At 63.2% G+C, this 22,956-nt stretch carries 26 protein-coding genes; 17 read left to right on the top strand and 9 right to left on the bottom strand.

The features are described 5' to 3' along the window. The 6 genes from IFT98_RS06275 to IFT98_RS06300 all read left to right on the top strand — a co-directional run bounded on the left by IFT98_RS06275 (window position 1) and on the right by IFT98_RS06300 (window position 6,093). Window positions 1-723 carry a response regulator gene (locus tag IFT98_RS06275; protein WP_192047786.1) on the top strand — a complete coding sequence of 241 codons (723 nt, stop codon included), beginning with the start codon at window positions 1-3 and terminating at the stop codon, window positions 721-723. Between the two features lie 254 nt (window positions 724-977). Next, a complete protein-coding gene (locus IFT98_RS06280; protein ID WP_122476107.1) occupies window positions 978-1,256 on the top strand; it encodes a hypothetical protein in 279 nt (92 codons plus the stop codon). 77 nt (window positions 1,257-1,333) lie between these two features. Then, window positions 1,334-2,251 (top strand): AAA family ATPase, encoded by a 918-nt coding sequence (locus IFT98_RS06285; RefSeq protein WP_192047787.1) that lies wholly within the window; start codon window positions 1,334-1,336, stop codon window positions 2,249-2,251. Next, on the top strand, window positions 2,221-3,204 hold the full coding sequence (locus IFT98_RS06290) for a DUF58 domain-containing protein (protein WP_192047788.1): 984 nt from the start codon (window positions 2,221-2,223) through the stop codon (window positions 3,202-3,204). Before IFT98_RS06285 ends, IFT98_RS06290 begins: the two co-directional genes overlap by 31 nt. Continuing rightward, window positions 3,201-5,186 carry a transglutaminase family protein gene (locus IFT98_RS06295; protein WP_192047789.1) on the top strand — a complete coding sequence of 662 codons (1,986 nt, stop codon included), beginning with the start codon at window positions 3,201-3,203 and terminating at the stop codon, window positions 5,184-5,186. Before IFT98_RS06290 ends, IFT98_RS06295 begins: the two co-directional genes overlap by 4 nt. Before the next feature lie 112 nt (window positions 5,187-5,298). Then, entirely contained in the window at window positions 5,299-6,093 is a 795-nt protein-coding gene (locus IFT98_RS06300; RefSeq protein ID WP_192047790.1) for an acyl-CoA thioesterase, read from the top strand. On the opposite strand, the gene IFT98_RS06305 is transcribed toward IFT98_RS06300, so the two are convergent. After that, complete coding sequence (locus IFT98_RS06305) at window positions 6,062-6,307, bottom strand: hypothetical protein (RefSeq protein ID WP_122794904.1); 246 nt, start codon at window positions 6,305-6,307, stop codon at window positions 6,062-6,064. The genes IFT98_RS06300 and IFT98_RS06305 overlap by 32 nt on opposite strands. Window positions 6,308-6,481: 174 nt before the next feature. Further along, window positions 6,482-7,318, bottom strand: coding sequence for a TatD family hydrolase (locus tag IFT98_RS06310; protein WP_192047791.1), 837 nt, complete (start codon window positions 7,316-7,318; stop codon window positions 6,482-6,484). Window positions 7,319-7,439: 121 nt separating this feature from the next. Between IFT98_RS06310 and IFT98_RS06315 the strand changes: the two genes are divergently transcribed. From IFT98_RS06315 to IFT98_RS06325, 3 genes are all read left to right on the top strand, one after another. Then, complete coding sequence (locus tag IFT98_RS06315) at window positions 7,440-8,861, top strand: transglycosylase SLT domain-containing protein (RefSeq protein WP_192047792.1); 1,422 nt, start codon at window positions 7,440-7,442, stop codon at window positions 8,859-8,861. A 252-nt stretch (window positions 8,862-9,113) separates the two neighbouring features. Next, entirely contained in the window at window positions 9,114-9,296 is a 183-nt protein-coding gene (locus IFT98_RS06320; protein WP_122794902.1) for a hypothetical protein, read from the top strand. After that, on the top strand, window positions 9,296-10,096 hold the full coding sequence (locus IFT98_RS06325; protein ID WP_122794901.1) for a hypothetical protein: 801 nt from the start codon (window positions 9,296-9,298) through the stop codon (window positions 10,094-10,096). Before IFT98_RS06320 ends, IFT98_RS06325 begins: the two co-directional genes overlap by 1 nt. A gap of 97 nt (window positions 10,097-10,193) precedes the next feature. Here IFT98_RS06325 and greB read toward each other — a convergent pair whose 3' ends face one another. Next, window positions 10,194-10,685, bottom strand: a complete 492-nt coding sequence (greB, locus tag IFT98_RS06330) for a transcription elongation factor GreB (RefSeq protein ID WP_192047793.1) — start codon at window positions 10,683-10,685, stop codon at window positions 10,194-10,196. Window positions 10,686-11,130: 445 nt separating this feature from the next. Between greB and IFT98_RS06335 the strand changes: the two genes are divergently transcribed. Then, complete coding sequence (locus tag IFT98_RS06335) at window positions 11,131-11,439, top strand: class I SAM-dependent methyltransferase (protein ID WP_192047794.1); 309 nt, start codon at window positions 11,131-11,133, stop codon at window positions 11,437-11,439. 15 nt (window positions 11,440-11,454) lie between these two features. Here IFT98_RS06335 and IFT98_RS06340 read toward each other — a convergent pair whose 3' ends face one another. Both IFT98_RS06340 and IFT98_RS06345 read right to left on the bottom strand, forming a co-directional pair. Next, a complete protein-coding gene (locus IFT98_RS06340; RefSeq protein ID WP_192047795.1) occupies window positions 11,455-13,959 on the bottom strand; it encodes an ABC transporter permease in 2,505 nt (834 codons plus the stop codon). After that, window positions 13,959-14,642, bottom strand: a complete 684-nt coding sequence (locus tag IFT98_RS06345; protein WP_122713795.1) for an ABC transporter ATP-binding protein — start codon at window positions 14,640-14,642, stop codon at window positions 13,959-13,961. Before IFT98_RS06345 ends, IFT98_RS06340 begins: the two co-directional genes overlap by 1 nt. Before the next feature lie 11 nt (window positions 14,643-14,653). Between IFT98_RS06345 and IFT98_RS06350 the strand changes: the two genes are divergently transcribed. The 3 genes from IFT98_RS06350 to IFT98_RS06360 all read left to right on the top strand — a co-directional run bounded on the left by IFT98_RS06350 (window position 14,654) and on the right by IFT98_RS06360 (window position 16,670). Further along, window positions 14,654-15,259, top strand: a complete 606-nt coding sequence (locus IFT98_RS06350; protein WP_192047796.1) for an arylesterase — start codon at window positions 14,654-14,656, stop codon at window positions 15,257-15,259. Window positions 15,260-15,315: 56 nt separating this feature from the next. Then, window positions 15,316-15,609 carry a hypothetical protein gene (locus IFT98_RS06355; protein WP_122476088.1) on the top strand — a complete coding sequence of 98 codons (294 nt, stop codon included), beginning with the start codon at window positions 15,316-15,318 and terminating at the stop codon, window positions 15,607-15,609. Window positions 15,610-15,701: 92 nt separating this feature from the next. After that, on the top strand, window positions 15,702-16,670 hold the full coding sequence (locus IFT98_RS06360) for a L,D-transpeptidase family protein (protein WP_122794897.1): 969 nt from the start codon (window positions 15,702-15,704) through the stop codon (window positions 16,668-16,670). Window positions 16,671-16,740: 70 nt separating this feature from the next. On the opposite strand, the gene IFT98_RS06365 is transcribed toward IFT98_RS06360, so the two are convergent. Next, window positions 16,741-16,992 carry an Lpp/OprI family alanine-zipper lipoprotein gene (locus tag IFT98_RS06365; RefSeq protein WP_122476084.1) on the bottom strand — a complete coding sequence of 84 codons (252 nt, stop codon included), beginning with the start codon at window positions 16,990-16,992 and terminating at the stop codon, window positions 16,741-16,743. A gap of 294 nt (window positions 16,993-17,286) precedes the next feature. Here IFT98_RS06365 and IFT98_RS06370 point away from each other — a divergent pair, with 294 nt between their 5' ends. Both IFT98_RS06370 and IFT98_RS06375 read left to right on the top strand, forming a co-directional pair. Beyond that, entirely contained in the window at window positions 17,287-17,427 is a 141-nt protein-coding gene (locus tag IFT98_RS06370; RefSeq protein WP_192047797.1) for a hypothetical protein, read from the top strand. Between the two features lie 32 nt (window positions 17,428-17,459). After that, entirely contained in the window at window positions 17,460-17,741 is a 282-nt protein-coding gene (locus tag IFT98_RS06375; RefSeq protein WP_122713792.1) for a GNAT family N-acetyltransferase, read from the top strand. 66 nt (window positions 17,742-17,807) lie between these two features. On the opposite strand, the gene IFT98_RS06380 is transcribed toward IFT98_RS06375, so the two are convergent. Beyond that, on the bottom strand, window positions 17,808-18,881 hold the full coding sequence (locus IFT98_RS06380) for a 3-deoxy-7-phosphoheptulonate synthase (RefSeq protein WP_122476765.1): 1,074 nt from the start codon (window positions 18,879-18,881) through the stop codon (window positions 17,808-17,810). Between the two features lie 214 nt (window positions 18,882-19,095). On the opposite strand from IFT98_RS06380, the gene IFT98_RS06385 reads away from it, so the two are divergent. Both IFT98_RS06385 and cysB read left to right on the top strand, forming a co-directional pair. After that, entirely contained in the window at window positions 19,096-19,596 is a 501-nt protein-coding gene (locus IFT98_RS06385; protein WP_192047798.1) for a universal stress protein, read from the top strand. A gap of 122 nt (window positions 19,597-19,718) precedes the next feature. Next, window positions 19,719-20,693, top strand: a complete 975-nt coding sequence (cysB, locus tag IFT98_RS06390) for an HTH-type transcriptional regulator CysB (RefSeq protein WP_043185743.1) — start codon at window positions 19,719-19,721, stop codon at window positions 20,691-20,693. A 48-nt stretch (window positions 20,694-20,741) separates the two neighbouring features. Here the strand turns inward: cysB and IFT98_RS06395 are convergent, their stop codons facing one another. Together IFT98_RS06395 and pabB are read right to left on the bottom strand one after the other, a co-directional pair. Further along, on the bottom strand, window positions 20,742-21,476 hold the full coding sequence (locus IFT98_RS06395; RefSeq protein ID WP_122794894.1) for a phosphoadenylyl-sulfate reductase: 735 nt from the start codon (window positions 21,474-21,476) through the stop codon (window positions 20,742-20,744). An 83-nt stretch (window positions 21,477-21,559) separates the two neighbouring features. Then, window positions 21,560-22,903, bottom strand: coding sequence for an aminodeoxychorismate synthase component I (gene pabB / locus IFT98_RS06400; protein WP_192047799.1), 1,344 nt, complete (start codon window positions 22,901-22,903; stop codon window positions 21,560-21,562). Window positions 22,904-22,956 lie beyond the last annotated feature (53 nt).

Below are 22,956 nucleotides of genomic sequence, written 5' to 3' on the forward strand. Positions count from 1 at the left end.
ATGAGCCTTAGCAGCCCCTCTGAAGCCAGCACCTCCCTGGCTTATACCCTTCTGGTCATCGACGACGAACCGCAGATTCGCAAGTTCCTGCGCATCAGCCTGGCCTCTCAAGGCTACAAGGTGCTCGAAGCGGGCACCGGCGCCGAGGGCCTGAGTCAGGCCGCACTGCTGCGCCCCGACCTGGTGGTGCTGGACCTGGGGCTGCCGGACATGGACGGCCAACAGGTGCTCGAGCAATTGCGCCAGTGGAGTGCCGTGCCGGTACTGGTGCTTTCGGTCCGCGCCAGCGAGGCGCAGAAGGTCCAGGCGCTCGACGGCGGCGCCAACGACTATGTGACCAAGCCGTTCGGCATTCAGGAGTTCCTCGCCAGAGTCCGGGCGTTGTTGCGTCAGTCCAGCGGCAGCGAAACGCTCGAGGCTGCCTTGCAATTGGGGCCTCTGCAGGTCGACCTGGCGTTGCGCCGAGTCGTCCTCGACGGTGCGCCGGTGGCCCTGACCCGCAAGGAATACGCGGTGCTGGCGCAGCTGGCGCGGCATCCAGGGCGCGTCATTACCCAGCAGCAACTGCTCAAGGACATCTGGGGTCCCACCCACGTCGACGACACCCACTACCTGCGCATCGTCGTCGGCCACCTGCGTCAGAAGCTCGACGACGACCCCGCCGCGCCGCGCTTCATCGTCACCGAGCCAGGCGTGGGCTACCGACTGGCAAGCCCGGACTGACGCGCCACTTCCTGATAGACACTCATCCCCTGTGGGAGCGGGTTCTACCCGCGAAGACGTCAGCTCTCACAACATCAATCCCGGATTTACATTCGAATCCGGCAGTGCCAGTACCGACGCCTTCGCGGGTAGAACCCGCTCCCACATGAACGCGCATCACTGGAGGTCACTCTACGGACCCACGCAACGGCACTTTTCAGGTGGCACATCGTCTGACCCAGCATTACCCTGATGTTTTTCCCGAGGTGTCATCGATGAAAGCCTGGATCTGTGTGCCACTGGTGGCACTGGCCTTGAGTGGTTGTGCCGGCAAGACCGCCTACCGCGACAGCTGCGCCACCCAGCTCGATGGTGCCTGGCATGAACTCGATCTGGCCAAGGCCGAAGGCCTGGCCGGCACCGTCAGCTATTCCAAGGCGCTGTCGCTGCTCACCGGGGCCAAGACCCAGCAGCAGTTCGAAGCGTTCGAAGGTTGCACCAGCAAGGCCGAGAAGGCGCGGTTCTACATTCGCGAGTCACGCGCCGGACGTTGAAGCACGGTAGTCGCCCGAGAGCATCGCAAGGCGCCGGGCGCGTTCTGCAGACGTAGTATCGACAAGGAGTGTCTGCCATGCGCAGTCGACTGGAAGAGTGCCTGCAAGCGGTCAACGAAGTCCTGCTGGGCAAGGAAACCCAGGTTCGCCTGGCGATGACGTGCCTGATCGCCGACGGTCACCTGCTCATCGAGGACCTGCCCGGCATGGGCAAGACCACCCTGAGCCACACCCTGGCCAAGGTGCTGGGCCTGAGTTTCCAGCGTATCCAGTTCACTTCCGATCTGTTGCCCAGCGATATCCTCGGCACTTCGGTGTTCGACAAGGACAGCGGGCGCTTCGTGTTCCATCCCGGGCCAATCTTCGCCGAACTGGTGCTGGCGGACGAAATCAACCGCGCCACCCCGAAAAGCCAGAGTGCTTTGCTCGAAGCGATGGAAGAAGGCCAGGTCACCATCGAGGGTGCCACCCGGCCGCTGCCCCAGCCATTTTTCGTCATCGCCACGCAGAACCCCACGACCCAGGGCGGTACGTTCGCGCTGCCCGAATCGCAGCTGGACCGCTTTCTCATGCGCCTGTCGCTCGGCTACCCGGCCAAGGCCGCAGAGAAAGCCCTGTTGATGGGCGAAGCCCGACGCGACCTGCTGCCGCGCATGAACGCGGTGCTCGATCATGCGCAATTGGCCGCGCTGCAAGCCCAGGCGCGTGCGGTACGCGCCAGCGACGCCTTGGTGGATTACGTACTGCGCCTGGTGGAAGCCACCCGCAGCCAACCCCAGTTTGCCTACGGGCTGTCACCGCGCGGCAGCCTGGCGCTGCTCGCTGCCGCCAAGGCCTGGGCGTTGCTGATCGGCCGCGACTACGTGATTCCCGAAGACGTGCAAGCCGTGCTGCCGTCGGTGGTCAGCCATCGCCTGCGCGAGCGCGCCGACCCTGCCGGGCAAGGGGGCGGGGCGCTGGTGCAGTGGTTGCTGCGGGAGGTGCCTGCGCTGTGAAGCGCAGGCTGGGCGAGCGCTGGCGCCGCTGGCAGGTGCGCCGGCTGCCAGCGGCGCCGCGCATCGAGCTGGACCAGCGGCGAATCTTCATCGTCCCCAGCCGCAGCGGCATGGGCTTCATCGCCGTCTTGCTGCTGATGTTCCTCGCCGCGATCAACTACCAGAACAGCCTGGCCTATGCCTTGGTATTCCTGCTGGGCTCGGTGTTCGTCGTGGCCATTCTGCACACCTACCGCAACCTCAGCGGCCTGCTCGTCAGTGGCAATGGCGCCACCTCGGTATTCGTCGGCGAGCAGGCGCGCTTCGGTCTGCGCCTGGAAAGCGGCGGCAAGGATCACCAGGCCATCGGCGTTGGCTGGGATGCCCGGCAGCTGCAACGCAGCGACGTCGCACCCGACCACGTGCAGGCGCTGGAATTGAGCCTGCCTACCGAGCGTCGCGGCTGGCTGGCAGCACCGCGCATGCGCGTGGAGACCAGCTTTCCGTTGGGCGTGCTGATGGCCTGGACCTGGGTCGATCTGGGCCAGCGCGTGCTGGTGTATCCCCAGCCCCTGCAAGGCGAGGTGCCGACGTTGCACAGCGAGTCGGCCGACATCGAAGACCAGGCGCAGCGACTGCACGGCCAGGGCGTGGATGATTTTCAGGGCCTCAAGCAATACCAGCCTGGCGACTCCTGGCGGCGCATGCACTGGAAGGCCTGGTCGCGCGGTGAAGGGCTGCTGGTCAAGGACTTCGCCGACCTGCGCGGTCAGGAGCTGTGCCTGGACTTCGTGGCTCTGGGCGGCGATGTCGAACAGCGCTTGTCGCGCCTCTGCTATTGGGTACTGGCCTTGTCCCGCGAACAGCGGCCGTTCGCCTTGCAGCTGCCCGGCAATCGGCTGGCCACCGCCAGCGGCGATGCACACCGCGAAGCGTGCCTGCGCGCGTTGGCGCTTTTTGGAGAGCAGCCATGAGTACGCCCGCTGCCATTCCGCGCGTCAGCCTGACCTGGCTGCTGCTGGCACAATCGCTGGTACTGGTGCCGCTGTGGTGGCACGTGCCGTTGTGGCTGCTGGGCTTGTGGTTGGGTTGCACGCTGTGGCGCGTGCAGGTGTTTCGCATGCGTGCGCGCTATCCGGGGCGGCTGATCAAGGTAGCGCTGATGCTCGCGGTGGCGGCCGGCGTCTATCTGTCCAGCGGCACCTGGGTGGGCCTGGAGGCCACCGCCGCGCTGCTGGTGGCCGCGTTCCTGCTCAAGCTGCTGGAGATGCAGACCGCGCGCGACGCCCGCGTGGTGATTTTTCTCGGTCTGTTCTGTCTGGCAGTGGCCTATCTGTTCGATGCCAGCCTGGGTTGGGCGCTGTACAGCGTCCTGCCACTGCTGGCTTTGCTGGCTGCCTTGATCGGGTTGCAACAGACCTCACTGATCGCCCGCCCGATGGCCACACTGAAACTGGCCGGCAGCCTGGTGCTGCAGGCATTGCCGCTGATGCTGTTGCTGTTTGTGTTCCTTCCGCGGCTGGAACCGCTCTGGTCGCTGCCGCTGCCCAAGCCGGGGCAGGGCGTGACCGGCCTGTCGGAGAGCATGAGCCCGGCCGACGTCGCCAGTCTCAGTCAGTCCGGCGAGGTGGCCTTTCGGGCCAGCTTCGATGGCGCCATACCGGCCAAGCGCGACCTCTATTGGCGTGCGCTGAGCCTGGATGTCTACGACGGCCGGACCTGGAGCCAATCGCCGTGGATCCAGACCCAACCGGCAGCGGATTGGCAGCCGACGGGGCCGTCTGTGGATTACCAGATCATCCAGCAGCCCAGCGGCAAGCCATGGTTGTTCGCCCTGGACGTGGCCCGCACGGCGTTGCCTGGCGTGCGCCAGTTGAGCGATGGACGCCTGCAGCGGCGGCGCCCGGTCGACCAGCCACTGATGTACGCGGTGACGTCCTGGCCGCAGGTGATTCGCGAGTCCCAACTGGCTCCCCCGGCGCTGCGCACAGCGTTGCAACTGCCGCCCCAGGGCGATCCGCGCACGCGCCAGTGGGCGCAGGATCTGCGTGGCCGCTTCGCTACGCCTCAGGCTCTGGTGGATGAAATGCTGCGGCAGTTTCGCGAACTGCCTTTTCACTACACCCTCAATCCGCCAGTGCTGGGCCGCAACAGTATCGACGAATTCCTGTTCGACAGCCGCCGCGGTTTCTGCGCCCACTACGCCGGGGCCATGGTCTATGCCTTGCGTGTGGCGGGGGTACCCGCACGGGTGGTGGCCGGCTACCAAGGCGGCGAACTCAACCCGGCGGGCAACTACCTGACCGTACGTCAATTCGAAGCCCACACGTGGGTCGAGTACTGGCAGGCAGGCGCCGGCTGGCAGCGGGCCGACCCCACCGCAGCAGTGGCCCCGGCGCGGGTCGAGCAGGGCCTGCAGCAGGCGCTGTCGGCCGATGAGGAATTTCTTGCCGGCTCACCGTTTTCTCCGCTGCGCTACCCACATTTGACGTGGCTCAACGACCTGCGCCTGCAATGGGACAACCTCAATTACGGATGGCAGCGCTGGGTGCTGGAGTATCAGGGCGAGCGCCAGATCGAATTTCTCGCCCGTTGGTTTCAGGGGCTGCAACGCTGGGCGCTGCCGATCGGTGGGCTGTTGTTCATGCTGTTGGCCAGTGTCTGGCTGCTCAAGCCATGGCGCCGCCGGGTCGATCCGCAGCTCAAGGAGTTCGTTGCCTTCGAGCGCCTGTTGCGCCGGCGTGGCCTGGTGCGTCAGGCCGGCGAAGGCGCCATGGCGTTCGCCGAGCGCGCTGCCGCTCACTTGCCTGCGCAAAGCGAGGCCATTCTGACCTTTGCCTACGCCTTCATGGCCCAGCGCTACGGCGGCCGACCGGTTTCGCGCGAGCAACTGCACACTGCCCTGACGCGTTTGCGCAGGCAATTGGGGCGCACGGCTGGGCGTGTAGCCTCGTAGCGCAGCGTGTCTGGGCGACCGCTTGAACTGGAGATTGGCCGATATGAAAGCTGCGCGCTCGCGCCGAGCTGTCTACCATCAAGCCCATCGACAACCACCCCAAGGCCGGCCCATGAACCTTCGCGACTTGCTGGCAAGCGCACGACGTCCACCCCACAGCGTTACCGTACCCCGCGAATGGAGCCAGGGTCGCGCCTGCTACGGCGGCCTCATGGCCGCATTGCTGCACGAGGCCATGGCGGCGCACGTCCCTGACCGGCCGGTGCGTTCGATGGCGATCACTTTCGTGGGTCCGGCCGAACTGGAAGTCCCCATGGATCTACAGGTAGAAATATTACGCGAGGGCAGTGCGGTGACGTCGTTACTGGCGCGGGCGGTGCAGAACGGACGCACCATGACCGTGGTCCAGGCCAGCTTCGGTCTACCGCGCGAATCGGCGATCACCATCAGTGCGGTACCGGTGCCGGCCATGAAAACGTTGGAGCAATCCACCGCGCTGCCCTACCTGCCTGGGGTTACGCCGGAGTACATTCGCCATCTGGACATGCGTTGGGGAATCGGCGCGCTGCCGTTCAGCAATACGCCGGTCGCCGGTATCGGCGGATGGATGCAGCTGCGGGAGCATGAGCAGGATGAGCCGATCACCGAAGCCTTGTTGCTGGTATTGGGCGACGCCTGGCCGCCTGCGCTACTGCCCTATCTGAACAAGCCGGCACCCGGCAGCAGCCTGACCTGGACCATTGAGTTCATTCAACCGATGCCTGCAATGCGCAGCGGCGACTGGTGTCGCTACCAGGCCCTGATCGAGCATGCCCGCGATGGCTATGGACACACTTCCGCGGCCATGTGGAACCCCGAGGGCGAGCTGTTGGCAATCAGCCGGCAGACGGTGACAGTTTTTGGCTGACTTCAGCCTGGCTGGGCTCACGCTGGCCACGCCCCAGAGCGAAGGCGGCGATCAGGCCAATCACGCCGATGGCGGCTTCGCCAACGCTGGCGCAGGCTGCTGCATCGACAAGCATCAAGGCGGAAAGGGCCAGCAACGGCAGCGCAATGGCGCGCGAAACGCGCAGACCGTTGTTTGGGTCGTTGACGATTTTCAATGCGGTGGTGTCGTTCATGGCTCAATGCTCCTTGGGTACGGTGCAACAGGACCTGGATCAACAAGACGTTTCTGCGTGAGCCATTTCTGTATGGCATGACCTGTAGAGTCATGCCACCGGCGAATTGTTCAGCACTGTCCTGGTCCGGATCAGTTGAGAACGATAATAGTCAGCCCTCGCATTGGCCGCGAATCAAGCTTCGCTATCGTCGTCATAGAGCGCGCTGCGGATTTCCGGCAGACCGAAAAACGCCCGAGCGCAGGCTGTCGAGGTCCGCGCCAGATCAGCCAGGCTTTCGCCGCGATGCAGTGCCACTTCGCGCAGGACTTCAGTGAGGAAGGCCGGCTCGTTGCGGCCGCTCTTGGGCTTGGGGCGCAAGGTGCGCGGCAGCAGGTACGGCGCATCGCTTTCGAGCATCAACCGCGCGGCAGGAATGCTGCCCACCAGCGGATGCAGATGGGTGCCGCGACGCTCGTCGCAGATCCAGCCGGTGATACCGATGTGCAGGTCCAGGTCCAGATAACCGAACAGCGCCTGGCGCTCGCCGGTAAAGCAGTGCACCACGGCGGCCGGCAGGTGGTCACGGTAATCCTTGAGAATGTCCAGCAGGCGCTGGTGGGCGTCGCGCTCGTGGAGGAATACCGGCAGCTGCAACTCCACGGCCAGGGCCAGATGTTCCTGCAGCACCTTTTCCTGCTGCGGACGCGGCGAGAAATCCCGATTGAAATCCAGGCCGCATTCACCCACGGCCTTCACCTGCGGCAGGCGCAGCAGGTCGCGCAGACGTGCGGCGCTGTCGCCGTTCCATTCGCTGGAGCTGTGTGGATGAATGCCCGCAGTACTGAACAGCCGCTCGCCCGACTCATCCCACCGCTGGCACAGTTGCAGCGCCTGTTCGCTGCCCTCGACGCTGGTCCCGGTGAGCACCAACTGACAGATGCCCGCCTCGTAGGCCCTCTGCAGAACGGCCTCGTGCTTTTGCGCGAAGCTGTCGTTGGTAAGGTTGACGCCGATATCGATGAGTTGCATGGTGCTACCTCGAAGCAGGAGGCGAAAAGCATACCAGAGCTTGGCGATTGGCAAGAAAGCCAAGAACTTCAAAAGGTTATGGCGGTCCTTAAGGGGCTGCTCAGGACATTGCCGGGGAACCATGGGCCTTAGATCACTGATTGTCATGCTGTGCCTGGCCCTTGGGCTGCCCTCGGCGGCGGCCGCTCGTCCGGCCGGGCCACCGCTGGCGGCGCACCCGGCAAAGGTCCGCGACCTGGCGCAGATCCAGTCGAGCAAGGTATTGCGCGTGCTGGTCAACCAGAGCCGCAACAGCTCGGGTCAGGTTCGCGGCCAAGCCATCGGCGTCGAGTATCACCGCCTGCAGGCGTTTCAAAGTTATCTCAATGCTCACGCCGGCAAAGGCCAGGCGCTGCAGCTCAAGATCATCCCGCGCGCCAAGGAGCAACTGCTCGGCGCCCTGCAGCGCGGCGAAGGCGACCTGGTCGCGCCTGGCGAGTTGATGGGGTCGCATCCCGCCAGCAAGATTGCTGCCAGCGAAGCGGTGGTCGCCAATGTCCCCTTCGTGCTGGTCGGCAGCAAGGGCGGGCGGCGTTACGTACGCGCCGAACAATTGGCCGGCAAGACCCTGGCCCTGCCCAACGGCAGCGCAGCGGGCGCCGCTGTCGAACGCTGGAACCAGAAACTGGCATTGCGCAAGCTGGCGCCCATCGACATCGAATGGGTCGACCCAAGTCTGGCCGCCGAAGACGTACTGGAGATGGTTCAGGCCGGGATCTACCCGCTGACCGTGGTCGAACTGCCCATCGCCGAACGCTGGGCCAAGGTCATGCCGCGGCTGCGCGTGGACCGTCGTGTGGTGCTCAGCGCGCCGGGTTCGGTCAACTGGTACGTGCGCCGCGACGCACCGCAGCTGGGCGCCAGCGTCGATCGCTTCCTGGCCTCGTACAAGGCGCCGCGCGATCAGGACGCCGCCTTCGTCAAGGTCTATCGCGGCCTGTACAAGGTTCACTATCCGCTGGCCCGCAGCGACCGCCAGCGCCTCGAAACGCTGCGCCCGGTACTCCAGCGGCACGCCCGCGAACAGCACATGGACTGGCTCAACCTTGCAGCGCTGGCCTTCAAGGAGTCCAAGCTCGATCCGGCCGCCCGCGGTGGTGGCGGCGCGACCGGCCTGCTGCAGATCACCCCCTCGGCGGCGCGGCGGGTGGGCGTGGGCAACATCCAGAACCTCGACAACAACGTGCAGGCCGGGGCCAAATACCTGGCAATGATCCGCCGCAAGTTCTTCTCCAGCAACAAGCTCAACGAACGTGAACGCATGGCTTTCACCCTGGCCGCATACAACATGGGCCCCGAACGGGTGCAGGCAATGCGCAAGGAGGCGCGCCGCCGCGGCCTCAACCCCGATCAATGGTTTTTCCAGACCGAACGCATCGCCATGGAGCAGATGGGCATGGCCTCGGTGAGCTACGTCAACAGTGTGAACAAGTACTACCTGGCATTCGCTCGCGAACGCGACTCACTGGAGCCCGGCGCCCGCAAGCTGGCGTCTGCTCGCTAAGTCCAGACCACGGTAGCCGGGCTTGGCGGCCAGTAATATCTTCCGGGTGTCTAGTCTCATTCCAGACACGGGAAACGGGGCTTTGCTGAGTCTGCAGCCCAGTTCTGCCAGTTACATGCCGTCACGGTCGAGACGCAGGGAAGTTGAGCCATAAGGGTCGAGCACTGTGCCGTTATGATAGGATTTGGCCCAAGTTGAGTATCATGCTGCTGTACCTATGCAGCCTTGCATCAGCCATCCTGGAGAGTGTTCATGCTTGGGCTTCTTTTCAAAACCAGTAAACGAGAGAAAGAGATACTCGATTCACTGCGTGAGCTTCGGACGTTGCGCGTCAGCGATCGCGGTGGCATGTCGATCGACTCGCAGGAAATCCTGATGAACGAGTGTTTCATCGAAGCCAGCAAGAGAGCCAAGAAAATCGTGGCTCGTGGCTGATGGGCCTGCTTCTTATCCTGCCTATTCTGGTCAGCGGATACCTGTATTGCAACGCAAGTACCTACCGACAAGCCACCATGAGTCGCTACGATGGGCAGTTGTTGTACATGCTCATTGCAAAAACCGGCGTCCTCATCTTCTCCTTCGCTTGCCTGGCAAGCCTCGTTCTGATGTACGCGAGCAAGCACGGTGCGCTCATGCCTTTTCTGGGTCGATTCGCTGAATTCAGCGATTACACGATGCATGCAAAAGCCTTTTTGACCCACAACGAAATCATCGACGCCAGAAGTGCATTGATGTGGGTTTTTCTTGCGCAAGCTTCCGTGCTATCGCTTCTGTTGGCATGGCTTTTACCCCGATTGTTCACTGTGCTACTGATGGCGCGCTACAGAGCCTCGGCTGCTTCCATCAAGGGACTGATTCTTGCGTCCAAGGTGCCTACGCGCCCGCTGACTCGGCAACTCATGGAGTCGATGAGGGACCGAAGTAACCTGTACATGTTCTCGATGAGTGATCGTAAAGTGTATGTGGGCCGTGTCTCGGATATCGGCGATCTGCATGAGGCCGGCGGCATGGATGATGACTTTCAAATCGTCCCCACCATGAGCGGCTACAGGAACAAGGATACCCTCAAGGTCAGCTACACCACTGACTACTCGGCTGTCGTCGAAGAGATGCAGCTCAGAGGGAAAGCGATCGGGTTCACGATCGTGCTTTCACAGGAGAATATCGTGTCAATGAGTCGGTTCGAGGACGAGGTCTGGAACCAATTCAAGGCTCATCAGGAACTCACGGATTAGCGAATCGCCAGATCCACATGAACCTCGCCTTCAAACCATCCAGCACAGGCGTTCAGGACGCATTTACAGGGCGTGGATCACGCATGAGCATCGGCACTCAAGATTCGGCAGAAGCTTGCTCCTCGTACGTTATACGCGCAATAAACCATATGGCCTCGCCTGTCGGCGTCTGTACCACAACCTCGTCGCCTTCTTCTTTTTTTAAAAGGGCGCGAGCCATGGGAGAGTCGATAGAAATATAGTCATTTCGCCCATAGATTTCATCGTAACCCACGATGCGGAATAGTTTGCTGTCACCGATGTCATTGTCGATCTCTACCCAGGCGCCGAAGAATACTCTGCCTTCCTGTTCGCGGGCGTAATCCACAACGCGCACATCTTCCAAGCGCTTGCGAAGGTATCTGATTCGACGGTCGATTTCTCGAAGCAGTTTCTTGTTGTATTGATAATCGGCATTTTCGCTTCGATCACCAAGAGACGCTGCCCAGGCGACCTTCTGGGTAATTTCGGGACGGTAGGTGTGCCAGAGATGATCCAGTTCTGCCTTTAACGCAGTGTGACCTGCACGGGTAATGATATTAGTGGGCACTACTGGCTCCAGTCGGGTTAGGGCTGCTTACCTCTGCAGCACTGTCATTTGACCTCTGCATCTTGGGCGGGTGCTGCTCAGTCGTTCGAGAGTCGAGGCTAACATGCACAAAGCTTGCAATCGTAGACATTGAGTCTGTTTGAGTACCTCGACCGTGTTGCCTACCAGTACCTGCCTTTCGCTACACGTACGTAATGATCCTCGCATGAGCTTCGAACGCTGCGGCCGCTTGCGCTGCTAGCCTGGTAAACCTGAAGCAGGGTTGTTGACACGCGCCTCGCCCGTTCACTAGGATTACCGCTCATGCGCCGATTTAGACAGCTACTTGCGGGGCGCCTGGGGGTTTTCACGAGCCCTCGAAATACCGCTAAAGCGCTGGTTCGGTGATGCCTCCCACCGCTGCCCAGCTCTCCCACATGAAGCGGTCGAGGCTGAGAACACCATCATGAACTGTCCCCGTCCCATCGTTTGCCTCGCGCCGATCCCGGCCAGCCCATCCCTGCGCAATCCCCGTATTCTGCTGGTTGGCCAGCATCAGCCGAACCTGCTGCGCAGCCTCGATGGCTGGCCGCATCGCCGTGGCAAGCCCGGCGCGTTCGTGGCGCGTTTCATCGACCAGCACAGCGCCTTGAAGAGCCTGCCCGACAACAGCTTCGAACTGGCCGTGATTCAGGCACCGTCGGCCCGAGACGCCCACGAAGTGATTGCCCATGCCGTGCGCATCGCCCGGCAGGGGCTCATCACCCTGCGCTGAGTCGCCCGCGGCGTTTCAGCCTTCCCTGAGCACCTGCAACGGGCTTGCGTTGAGGGCCCGACGAGTGCCGAACACCCCGGCCCCACCCACCAGCAGCGCGCCGATCAGCGGCAGGCAGAGCAGCCATGGGTGCGGCGTCCAGACCAGATCGAAGGCGTAGCGATACAGCACGAAGCTGATCAATTCGCTGCCCAACGCCGCCAGCACCCCACTGGCGGCGCCCAGCAGTCCGAACTCGATGCGCCGCGCCTTGACCAGCAGCTTGCGTTCGGCACCCAGCGCACGAAGCAGTGCGCCTTGGCGGATGCGCTCGTCGAGCGTGGCCTGCAGCCCGGAAAACAACACCGCCATGCCTGCTGCCAGCACGAACAGCAACACGTACTCCACCGCCAGGGTGACCTGGGCAAGGATGCTGCGCAGCTGTTCCAGCAGCGCCTCGACCCCCAGAATGGTGGCCGCCGGGAAGGCTCTGGACAGTTCGACCACCTGTGAATCATGGCCGGGCGCAATATAGAAACTGGTCAGGTAGGTGGTTGGCAGGTCGTCGAACGTGCCGGGCTGGAAGATCATGAAGAAGTTGGGCTGGAAGTTGTTCCAGTCCACCGTGCGCAGGCTGGTCACCACGGCATCGCGATTGGAGCCGCCGATATTGAACGTCAGACGGTCGCCAAGCTTGAGATTCAGGCTTTGCGCCACCCCTTCTTCGACCGATACACCCGGTACGTCAGCGCGCTGGGCGGCGTTCCACCATTGCCCGGCGGTGATCCGGTTGCCATTGGGCAGGTGCTCGGACCAGGTCAGGCTCAGGTCTCGCTGCACCGCGCGCTCACCGCGTGAGTCCTTCTCGACCAACTCCTGCACCGGCGCATCGTTGATGTCGACCAGACGGCCGGGCATGACCGGGTACAACGGCGCCGAGCGGGCGCCAGCCTGCTGCAGGTGGCCAGCGAAGGCATCGCGCTCGTCCGGCAGGATGTTCAGGGCGAAATAATTTGGCGCGTCCTTGGGTAGCTGGTTCTGCCAGTTGTCCAGCAGCTCGCCGCGCAGCAGTGCGATCAGTGTCATTGCAAGCAGGATCAGGCCAAAGGCCAAGGCCTGCCCGGCAGCCGCCAGGGGATGGCGCAGCAGTTGCCCGAGCCCCAGGCGCCACGGTAGGGGTGAACGTGCCAGCAAGCGGCGCAGGCTTTTCAAACCCAGCAACAACAGGCCACCCAGGATCAGCGCCGCCAACAGGCCGCCGGCGAGCAGGGCGAACGTCAGCACCAGGTCCAGGCTCAACCGCCACATGATCAAGCCCAGCGCCAGCAGCGCAGTGCCATACACCAGCCAGGTGCTTGGCGGCACGGGCAGCAAATCACGACGCAGTACGCGCAAGGGCGGCACCGCGCCCAAGGCCGCCAGGGGCGGCAGGGCGAAACCGGCCAGCGCCACCAGCCCGGTGCCGATGCCCGCCAGCGCCGGAAACAGCCCTCCGGCCGGTACCACGGCTGGCAGCAGCCCGTGCAGCATCTGGAACAGCACCAGCTGCGCCAGCCAGCCGATCAGCGCGCCGCTCAGGCACGCCAGCAGACCCAGCAGGGCCAGCTGCACGCAGAACATCAGCATCACTTCGCGCCGCGACAGGCCAAGGCAGCGCAGCAGGGCGCTGGCATCGAAACGTCGCGCGGCGAAGCGGCTGGCCGACATGGCTACCGCCACGCCAGCCAACAGCACCGCCACCAGGCTCGCCATGTTCAGGTAGCGCTCGGCCTTGCCCAGGGCGCCGCCGATCTGCTGGTTGCTGTCCCTGGCATCACGCAGACGCTGGTTGGGTTCGAGCCCCGGCTCCAGCTGCTTCTGATAACCGGCCAACCGTTCGGGCGCGCCGCGCCAGAGTTCGCGGTAGGTCACCCGGCTGCCCGGTTGCACCACGTTGGTCGCGGCCAGGTCCTGCAGGTTGATCATCACCCGAGGCGTGAGGCTGTAGAAATTGCCGGCACGGTCCGGCTCGTAAGTCAGCACCCGCGCCAGGCGCAAGGTCTTGCTGCCCACATCAAGGGTATCACCCACTTTCAGGTTCAGCGCGGCCAGCAGCCGTGACTCGGCCCAGGCCTCGCCAGGCCTGGGCCCATCCCCGGCGGTTTCCTCGCCATACGGCTGCGCTGCGCTCTTGAGCTCGCCGCGCAAGGGATAGGCCTCATCGACCGCCTTGACGCTGGACAGCTGGATACCACTGTCGGCGGCAATCACGCTGGCGAACTCCACCACCCGCGCATGATCCAGGCCAGCGTTGAGGCCTGCATCTATCTGCTCCTGACGCGCCGGGCTGCTGCCCTGCAGGATCAGGTCGGCGCCGAGAAACTCGGTGGCGCGCAACTGCATCGCGCCGTTGAGGCGTGCTCCGAAATAGCCGATTGCGGTACTGGCAGCAACCGCCACCAGCAAGGCGAAGAACAGCACGCGCAGCTCGCCGGAACGCGCATCACGCAACAACTGACGGGCGGCGAGGGCCACCAGTCGCGACATCGGCAGGCCTGCCATCAGGGCTCCAGGGGCGCAACGAGGCGCCCGGCATCGAGACGGATCAGGCGGTGGCAGCGATGCGCCAGGCGTTCGTCGTGGGTGACCAGTACCAAGGTGGTACCGCGTTCCTTGTTGAGCTCGAACAGCAGGTCGCTGATGCGCTCGCCGGTATGGCTGTCGAGATTGCCGGTAGGTTCGTCGGCGAACAGCACGTCCGGTTCGGCCGCGAATGCGCGGGCGATGGCGACACGCTGTTGTTCGCCGCCCGAGAGCTGGCGCGGCGAGTGGGTCAGACGCTGGCCCAGGCCGACCCGTTCGAGCAACGTGCGCGCATGTTCACGGGCGTCCTTGCGGCCGTCGAGCTCCAGCGGCAGCATGACGTTCTCCAGAGCATCGAGACTGTCGAGCAGTTGGAACGACTGGAACACGAAACCGACGTGTTCGGCCCGTACCCGGGCCCGCTGGTCTTCGTCCAGCGTGCTCAGGTCCTGGCCGGCCAGGGTCACGCTGCCCGCGCTGGGCAGGTCGAGGCCGGCAAGCAGGCCGAGCAGGGTAGACTTGCCCGAACCCGATGCGCCGACGATGGCCAGGCTGTCGCCTTTGGCCAATTCCAGCGAGAGTTCGTGCAGAATGGTCAGTTCACCTTCCGCGCTGGTGACCACTTTGCTAAGGTTCCGCGCTGTAAGAATGCTTGCGCCCATGGAGAGTCCCGATGCGAATGTGGTTGATGAGTGCTGGCCTGGGCCTGATGTTGGCCGCCCAGAGTGCAGCGGCAGGTACGGTACTGATCGTTGGCGATAGTATCAGCGCGGCTTTCGGCCTGGATACCCGTGCCGGCTGGGTCGCGCTGCTCGAGCAGCGCCTGGAACAGCAGGGTTTCAGCGACAAGGTGGTCAACGCTTCGATCACCGGCGATACCTCGGCCAACGGCTCGGCGCGGCTGCCCGCGCTGCTTGCAGCGCACAAGCCGGACCTGGTCGTGCTCGAACTGGGTGGCAACGATGGCCTGCGCGGTATGCCGGTAACGCAATTGCAACAGAATCTTGCGTCGATGATCGAGCTCTCCCGCAAGGCCGGCGCCGAGGTCCTGTTGCTGGGCATGCAGTTGCCGCCCAACTACGGCGCGCGTTACACCCAGTCGTTCGCTCAGGTCTATCACGCGCTGGCGGAAGAGAAAAAAGTGGCGCTGGTGCCGTTTTTGCTTGAAGGGGTCGGCGGGGTACCGACATTGATGCAGGCCGACGGTGTGCACCCCACGGCCAGCGCCCAGGGCAAACTGCTGGAAAACGTCTGGCCGACGCTCAAACCCTTGCTTTGACGCTTTTCTGGACGCGGGCTTTCGGCTAATGTGGCGCCCCCTGTTTGGAGCCCCCGATGCCGCGTCCCGCCTGGTCCCTGTTTGCCTATCAATTGATCGAACCCGACGATCAGCTGGACCTGTTCGCCTGCCAGGAAAGTCGTGTGCACCTGGCTGCACGTCAGCTGGAACTGGGTGGTTCGGTGGACCGCACCCTGTGTGGAACCTTGCTCCCGGCCCAGCCGCGCTGGCTGGAAGTGCACAAGCTGATCTTTCGTGACCAGCGGCTGTGCAAACTGTGCCGGGCCATCCTGTTCGCCCAGCGCAAGGGCACACGACCGGTCTGGCCCGAGCTGCAATCGATCCCTTGATCCGCGCGCTGACGGCACCCGTCTACACGCGCCCGGCAACTGCGCGTACAATCGCGGCATTGTCCCGTTCAGTTCGACCAAGGATTTCCTGGATGCCGCCGAGCCTTTCCGCCTTCACCCGCTGCCTGTCGCTGGCCGCCGCATTCGCAGCGGCGCCGGCCATGGCGCTGGAATTCCCGTTGCCACCTGCGGGTGAAGACATCATCGGCCAGGTGCAGACCATCACCGCCAAGTACGAGGACACCTTCGCCGACATCGCGACGGCCAACGACCTCGGCTATCTGGAAATGGTTGCCGCAAACCCTGGCGTCGATCCTTGGCTGCCGGGTGCCGGCACGCAGATTGTCCTGCCGACCCGTTTCATCTTGCCGCCGGGTCCGCGCGAAGGCATCGTCATCAACCTGGCCGAGTACCGCCTTTATTACTACCCCAAGGGCGAGGACGTCGTGCGCACCTATCCGCTGGGGATTGGCCGGGAAGGGTGGGGCTCGCCCATCGCGCACACCAAGATCATCGCCAAGACCCCCAACCCGACCTGGACGCCACCGGCTTCGATCAAGGCCGAGCATGCTGCAGACGGTGATCCGCTGCCCAATGTGGTGCCCGCCGGCCCCGACAACCCGCTGGGGCCTTTCAAGTTCACCCTCGGCCTGCCGGGCTACCTGATTCACGGCTCGAACAAGCAGTTCGGCATCGGCATGCGCACCAGTCATGGCTGCTTCCGCATGTACAACGACAATGTGCTGGAGTTGGCCAGCATGGTACCGGTGGGCACTGGCGTGCGTATCATGAACGAGTCCTACAAGTTCGGCATGAGCGGCGGCAAGGTGTACCTGGAAGCCCATGCGCAACTGACCGACAAGGGTGATCCGGTGACCCTCGACAGGCACACCGCCGTTATCAATGCGTTGCTCAACCGTCGCGACTTCGCCCCGGACATCAAGATGAACTGGGACGTGGTTCGTGATGTGGTCGCCGCCGAAGACGGCTTGCCGGTTGAAATCGCCGGGGCTGGTGCTCCGATGATCAGCAGCGCACCGGGCAGTCTGCCTGCGCCCTAACTGGCTGCGGCTGCGCCCATAAAAAAACCGACCCAGTGGGTCGGTTTTTTTACAGCCTCGCAAAAGGCTGTTACTTGCGGCTGGCCTTGTCGAGCATGCGCAGGGCGCGCTCGTTGGCTTCGTCGGCAGTCTGCTGGGCTTTCTGAGCGGCGGTCAGCGCTTCGTCAGCCTTGCGGTAGGCTTCGTCGGCACGGGCTTGCGAGCGTGCAGCGGCGTCTTCGGTAGCGGTCAGGCGAGCTTCGGTTTCTTTGGTTGCGCTGCTGCAACCGGTAGCCAGAACGGCGGCCAGGGCCAGTGCAGAGAATTTCAGAGCATTGTTCATTGTGTTCCCCTTCGAAGGACATTCTTTTAAGTAGCCATTTCTCATGAATGAGAAACTAGCCGCCGTACATACTACTCATTACTTGTAGTAAGTAAACGGACTCTGCGCAAGAGATGAAAAAAAATCCACCCACGCCGCAGAGGCGGAACATAAGCCGAAAATCACGGTCTAGCGCTGGTTGGGCGCGGGCCAGTGCGTGCGCAAGTGCATCGCGTAATTGCCTCATGCATGAACTAAGGACGAGTTTAAATGTCCCGCAGCAGGCCGCGAATGGAGATAACCAGGACGCCGACAATGAGTGTGCAGGAAGACAATCAACTCGCCTGCAGGGTGACGTTGTTTGCTCCCGTCGCAGCCATGACGATTGTGCTTGATGACAAAAACGGCATGGGCCTGCACAACTGTTTCTTCGTTGTACAAAGAGCGGTAAGGTAGAGGTCTAAATCCAAGACCCGCGAGGAAACGCGATGAGCGAGGCGCTTTCGATCCACCACGACCAGGCCGGTCACCAGTTCGAAGTCAATATCGACGGCCATCGTGCCTACCTCACCTACATGGACCTGGGTAAACAGACCCTGGACATCTATCGCACCTTCGTGCCCAACGCCCTGCGCGGGCGGGGCATCGCTGCGGCACTCACCGAGCAGGCTCTGGACTACGCCGAGAGCCATGGCTACACGGTGATTCCGTCGTGCTCCTATGTCGAGCGCTACATGGAACGCCATCAGCGCCGTGCGGCCAAGCTGTAGCCAGGCAGGCTGCAACTGCATGCAAAGGCCGGGTAAGCAGAAACTCGACTGACCCGGCGCCTGGGCTCAGCGGCTACGTTTGGGCAACACATCCTTGAGTTTGGCGTGCATGCTGCGCAGCGTCTTCTCGGTGCTGGCCCAGTCGATGCACGCATCGGTGACCGATACGCCGTACTGCAGGTCGCCCAAGTCCTTGGGAATCGATTGACTGCCCCAATTCAAATGGCTTTCCACCATCAGACCGATGATCGACTGGTTGCCTTCCAGGATCTGATTGGCCACGTTCTCCATGACCAGCGGTTGCAGGGCCGGGTCCTTGTTGGAGTTGGCGTGGCTGCAGTCGACCATGATGTTGGCCTTGATGCCTGCTTTTTCCAGCGCCTGCTCGCACACCGCCACGCTGACCGAGTCGTAGTTGGGCTTGCCGTTGCCGCCGCGCAATACCACGTGGCCGTAGGCATTGCCCTTGGTGGTGACGATGGACACGCCACCTTCCTGATTGATGCCCAGGAACCGATGCGCACTGGACACCGACTGCAACGCATTGATGGCAACGGTCAGGCCGCCGTCGGTACCGTTCTTGAAGCCCACGGCCGAGGACAGGCCCGAGGCCATTTCGCGGTGGGTTTGCGATTCGGTGGTGCGTGCGCCGATGGCCGACCAGCTGATCAGGTCCTGCAGGTATTGCGGCGAAATAGGGTCCAGCGCCTCGGTCGCGGTGGGCAGGCCCATCTCGGCCAGGTCCAGCAGCAGTTTCCGGCCGATGTGCAGACCGTCCTGGATCTTGAAGGAGTCGTCCAGGTACGGGTCGTTGATCAGGCCTTTCCAGCCGACCGTGGTGCGCGGTTTTTCGAAGTACACGCGCATGACCAGGTACAGGGTGTCCGAGACTTCGGCCGCCAGCGCCTTGAGCCGGCGTGCATATTCGTGCGCCGCGTCGATGTCGTGGATCGAGCACGGGCCAATGACCACGAACAGGCGATGGTCACGACCGTCGAGGATGTCGCGCACCACTTCCCGGCCAGCGGCCACGGTGGTATGCGCGGCGGCACTGAGCGGGATTTCCCGTTTCAGCTGCGCAGGGGTGATGAGGGTTTCGTTGGAAGCGACGTTAAGGTCGTCGATCGGTAGGTCAGCCATCGTGTTACTCGTCAGGTCACGGGTGCCGGCCGCCAGCGAACCCCGCACGGCGAGGCACAGCATGATTATGAGCGGCGGGGGAGTCGAACCTTAGCGCGTTAGAGCGCATGCAGACAATGGATTTGTGCCATTGCCATGCGCCGACGACCGGTGCGCGGCGGGCGGCACTGCTACGCTCAAGTATGCCTGTCGCATTGGCCACTTCGGAGGTCGCATGATCCGCTCCATGCTCTACGCCACTGACCTGGGGGTATATGCCCCGTTCGTCATGCAGCACGCCGTAGCCCTGGCGCGCAGTTTCAACGCGCAGCTGTATGTCATCCATGCCGTGGAGCCGATGGGTTTGATTGCCGAATCGGTGCTGCAAAGCTACCTCGACGAATCCGCGCTCGACCGCCTGCACAGCCAGGGGCTCAATACCGTCATGGCCGGGATCGAGGAGAAGGTTCTACAGAGCCTGCGCAGCGACCTGGGCGACGACGAGCCGGGCCTTGCCTTGATCCGCGCCGTGCGTGTGCGGCAAGGCGATCCAGCCGAAGTCATCCTCGACCAGGCCCAGCGGCTGGCCGTGGACTTGCTGGTATTCGGCAGCCACAGCCACGGTGCCAGCGTCGACGTTCCCTTGGGACGCACTGCCGCCCGCGTGCTGCAGCTGTCCCCGGTGCCGGTCTACATGGTGCCCCTGACCGAGCGCCGCAGCCGACCCAGAGGGTGAGCACAAGGTTGGTTATTTTTCCTACAAGTTTAATAAAAAGTTCTAGATTTATTGTTACAACCTTTAATATAGTTATAACCCGTCGCCGATGACTGGCGGTTTTTCCTGTGTGAGGGATTCATATGAAGCTTCAGCAACTGCGCTACATCTGGGAGGTAGCGCATCATGACCTCAACGTCTCCGCCACGGCGCAAAGCCTGTATACCTCGCAGCCAGGTATCAGCAAGCAGATCCGCCTGCTGGAAGATGAATTGGGTGTTGAAGTCTTCGCACGCAGTGGCAAACACCTGACTCGCGTGACCCCGGCCGGTGAACGCATCATCACCACGGCAGGCGAGATCCTGCGCAAGGTGGAAAGCATCAAGCAGATCGCCCAGGAATTCTCCAACGAGAAAAAGGGCACGCTCTCCATCGCCACCACCCACACCCAGGCCCGTTATGCACTGCCGACGGTGATCAGCAGCTTCATCAAGCAGTATCCGGACGTGGCCCTGCACATGCATCAGGGTTCACCGATGCAGATTGCCGAAATGGCCGCCGACGGCACAGTCGACTTCGCCATTGCCACCGAGGGGCTGGATTCGTTCGGCGATCTGATCATGATGCCGTGCTACCGCTGGAACCGCTGCATTGCGGTGCCCCAGGGGCATCCGCTGACCAAGGTACCGAAACTGACGCTCGAGGCACTGGCCGAGTACCCGATCGTCACCTACGTGTTCGGTTTCACCGGTCGCTCCAAGCTCGACGAAGCGTTCTCGCGGCGCGGCCTGGCGCCGAAGGTGGTGTTCACCGCGGCCGATGCCGACGTCATCAAGACCTATGTGCGCCTGGGGTTGGGAGTGGGGATCGTGGCCAAGATGGCGGTCGATACCAAGCTCGACAACGACCTGGTGGTACTCGACGCCGATCACCTGTTCGAATCCAGCGTGACCCGCATCGGCTTCCGCCGCGGCACCTTCCTGCGCGGCTTCATGTGCGACTTCATCGAGAAGTTCGCGCCGCACCTCACCCGCGAGGTCATGGCCAAGGCCATCCAGTGCCACAACAAGCAGGAACTGGAAGCCTTGTTCGAAGGCGTCGAGTTACCCGAGCATTGATCGCGCCGCTGCCTCCAGGCTTGCCATGGCCTGGAGGCGCTGCGCGGTTCAGGTCTTGGCGATCAGATTGCCTGCATGCAGCCCGCATTCCTTCTGCGTGGCTTCCTCCCACCACCAGCGCCCCTCGCGCTCGTGCTGGTTGGGCAGCACCGGCCGCGTGCAGGGCTCACAGCCGATACTGATGAAGCCGCGCTCGTGCAGGCTGTTATAGGGCAGCTCGAGCATGCGGATGTAGCCCCACACCTCCTCGCTGCTCATCTGCGCCAAGGGGTTGAACTTGTACAGCGTACGCTCGGGCGTCGAAAACGCGCCGTCCACTTCCACCGCTGCTACCTGACTACGGGTGCCGGGACTCTGGTCGCGGCGCTGGCCGGTGGCCCAGGCGCTGACGGTCGACAGCTTGCGTCGCAGCGGTTCGATCTTGCGGATACCACAGCACTCGCCATGACCATCGCGATAGAAGCTGAACAGCCCCTTTTGCTTGACGAAAGGGTCCAGCAGCGCGTTGTCCGGTGAGACCAGTTCAATGGTGATCTGGTAGTGATCGCGGACCTGCTCGATGAACCGATAGGTTTCCGGATGCAGGCGGCCGGTGTCCAGGCTGAACACCTTGACGTTCTTGTTCAGCTTCCAGGCCATGTCCACCAGCACCACGTCTTCGGCACCGCTGAAGGAAATCCAGAGATCGTCGCCGAAGTGCGCGAAGGCGAGCTTGAGAATGTCCTGCGGGGACTTGTTCGCGTAGGTCGTCGCCATGTCGGCGACATCGAAGGGTTGGCTCATCAGGCGGCTTCCTGGTCAAAGTGGCGCTTGGCGCTCTATGTGGCGCAATGGTAACAAAAAAACACCGGGCAACATGACCCGGTTCAGAGCCCCGCCAGGGTGTCCAGCAGCACGCTGACCTTGAAGATCGACTCCTGGTATTCGGCCTGCCACTGCGAGTCGGCCACGATTGCGCCACCGCCCCAGCAGCAGACCTGGCCGTCCTTGACCAGCAGGGTACGGATGGCGATGGAGCTGTCCATCTCACCGCGCACATCCAGGTACAGCAACGAGCCACAGTAGATGGCGCGTTGGGTCGGTTCCACTTCGTCGATGATCTGCATGGCGCGGATCTTCGGTGCGCCGGTGATCGACCCACCGGGAAAGCTGCATGCGATCAGGTCCAGGCAGTCCTTGTCCGCTGCCAGCTCACCGGTGACGGCGCTGACCAGATGATGCACGTTCGGATAGCTCTCCAGTGCGAACAACTGCGGCACCCGAACCGAGCCGATCCGGCAGCTTCGGCCCAGGTCGTTGCGCAGCAGGTCGACGATCATCAGGTTCTCCGAGCGGTCCTTGGCACTGGCCAGCAGCTCGCGGCCCTGGCGCGCGTCTTCTTCGCGGTCGAGGCTGCGTGGGCGGGTGCCCTTGATCGGCCGGGTTTCGACATGAGCGGCCGTGACCTTGAGGAAACGCTCCGGGGAAAAGCTCAACAAGGCTGCGCCGCCCGCCAGCTGCAGGTAGCCGGAAAACGGTGTGGAGCAGGCGGCGCGTACAGCCTGATAAGCGGTCCACGGGTCGCCCGAGCAGGCGGCACGAAAACGCTGGGTCAGATTGACCTGATAGCAGTCTCCGGCCTGGATGTAGGCCTGCACCTTTTCGAATGCCCGCCGGTACTGCTCCGGCGTTCGGTCCGGCGTCATCGAGGTGTGCAACCGGAAGGCCGGTGCTTCGAGGGTGGCCGGTTGCGCGAACAGGTCGATCAGGCGTTGCCGTTCGCGCGCATCCAGCGCGGGGTGGAACATCAATTCGCTGGTCTGTCGGCGATGGTTGCTGATCAACGCCCAGGCGTAGAGGCCCAGGTTGGCGTGCGGCAGGTCGAGGTCATCCTGGTTGGGCGCTGGCAAGTTCTCCAGCCTGCGGCCGAAATCGTAGCTCAGGTAGCCGATCAGCCCTCCGGCGAAGGGCAACTCGCAGCCGTCGGGCAATTGCGCCTGGCCCAAGCCGGCCAGCGCGACACGGGCGCGTTGCAGGTACTGCTGGCCCGACTCACCGGCCTGGACGCCGAGGGTCTGCACCGGCCAGGCGCTGATCAGGTCGAAGCGGCCGCGCTGGGCGATCGGCTGCGCGCTGTCGAGCAGTACCGCGCCAGGCGCGTGGCGAACCGCAGCGAAATAGGGCGCCGGGTCGGCCAGGTAGGGCAGGGCGTGAAGCGAGCAGGTTGGCATGATAGGTCGGTGGCCAGTGACGGGGCTGGGATTGTAATGCACCCGGGCGGCGC

Source organism: Pseudomonas sp. CFBP 8770, assembly GCF_014841705.1.
GTDB lineage: Bacteria > Pseudomonadota > Gammaproteobacteria > Pseudomonadales > Pseudomonadaceae > Aquipseudomonas.

Coding starts and splice junctions, on each gene's coding strand:
- IFT98_RS06380 (WP_122476765.1), bottom strand. CDS start 18,881: ATGGCTGACCTACCGATCGACGACCTTAACGTCGCTTCCAACGAAACC.
- IFT98_RS06310 (WP_192047791.1), bottom strand. CDS start 7,318: ATGCAACTCATCGATATCGGCGTCAACCTTACCAACGACAGCTTCGCG.
- IFT98_RS06385 (WP_192047798.1), top strand. CDS start 19,096: ATGATCCGCTCCATGCTCTACGCCACTGACCTGGGGGTATATGCCCCG.
- IFT98_RS06280 (WP_122476107.1), top strand. CDS start 978: ATGAAAGCCTGGATCTGTGTGCCACTGGTGGCACTGGCCTTGAGTGGT.
- IFT98_RS06350 (WP_192047796.1), top strand. CDS start 14,654: ATGCGAATGTGGTTGATGAGTGCTGGCCTGGGCCTGATGTTGGCCGCC.
- cysB (WP_043185743.1), top strand. CDS start 19,719: ATGAAGCTTCAGCAACTGCGCTACATCTGGGAGGTAGCGCATCATGAC.
- IFT98_RS06295 (WP_192047789.1), top strand. CDS start 3,201: ATGAGTACGCCCGCTGCCATTCCGCGCGTCAGCCTGACCTGGCTGCTG.
- IFT98_RS06345 (WP_122713795.1), bottom strand. CDS start 14,642: ATGGGCGCAAGCATTCTTACAGCGCGGAACCTTAGCAAAGTGGTCACC.
- IFT98_RS06370 (WP_192047797.1), top strand. CDS start 17,287: ATGAGTGTGCAGGAAGACAATCAACTCGCCTGCAGGGTGACGTTGTTT.
- IFT98_RS06300 (WP_192047790.1), top strand. CDS start 5,299: ATGAACCTTCGCGACTTGCTGGCAAGCGCACGACGTCCACCCCACAGC.
- IFT98_RS06395 (WP_122794894.1), bottom strand. CDS start 21,476: ATGAGCCAACCCTTCGATGTCGCCGACATGGCGACGACCTACGCGAAC.
- IFT98_RS06355 (WP_122476088.1), top strand. CDS start 15,316: ATGCCGCGTCCCGCCTGGTCCCTGTTTGCCTATCAATTGATCGAACCC.
- IFT98_RS06285 (WP_192047787.1), top strand. CDS start 1,334: ATGCGCAGTCGACTGGAAGAGTGCCTGCAAGCGGTCAACGAAGTCCTG.
- IFT98_RS06320 (WP_122794902.1), top strand. CDS start 9,114: ATGCTTGGGCTTCTTTTCAAAACCAGTAAACGAGAGAAAGAGATACTC.
- IFT98_RS06360 (WP_122794897.1), top strand. CDS start 15,702: ATGCCGCCGAGCCTTTCCGCCTTCACCCGCTGCCTGTCGCTGGCCGCC.
- IFT98_RS06275 (WP_192047786.1), top strand. CDS start 1: ATGAGCCTTAGCAGCCCCTCTGAAGCCAGCACCTCCCTGGCTTATACC.
- IFT98_RS06325 (WP_122794901.1), top strand. CDS start 9,296: ATGGGCCTGCTTCTTATCCTGCCTATTCTGGTCAGCGGATACCTGTAT.
- IFT98_RS06315 (WP_192047792.1), top strand. CDS start 7,440: ATGGGCCTTAGATCACTGATTGTCATGCTGTGCCTGGCCCTTGGGCTG.
- IFT98_RS06305 (WP_122794904.1), bottom strand. CDS start 6,307: ATGAACGACACCACCGCATTGAAAATCGTCAACGACCCAAACAACGGT.
- IFT98_RS06375 (WP_122713792.1), top strand. CDS start 17,460: ATGAGCGAGGCGCTTTCGATCCACCACGACCAGGCCGGTCACCAGTTC.
- pabB (WP_192047799.1), bottom strand. CDS start 22,903: ATGCCAACCTGCTCGCTTCACGCCCTGCCCTACCTGGCCGACCCGGCG.
- IFT98_RS06340 (WP_192047795.1), bottom strand. CDS start 13,959: ATGGCAGGCCTGCCGATGTCGCGACTGGTGGCCCTCGCCGCCCGTCAG.
- IFT98_RS06335 (WP_192047794.1), top strand. CDS start 11,131: ATGAACTGTCCCCGTCCCATCGTTTGCCTCGCGCCGATCCCGGCCAGC.
- IFT98_RS06365 (WP_122476084.1), bottom strand. CDS start 16,992: ATGAACAATGCTCTGAAATTCTCTGCACTGGCCCTGGCCGCCGTTCTG.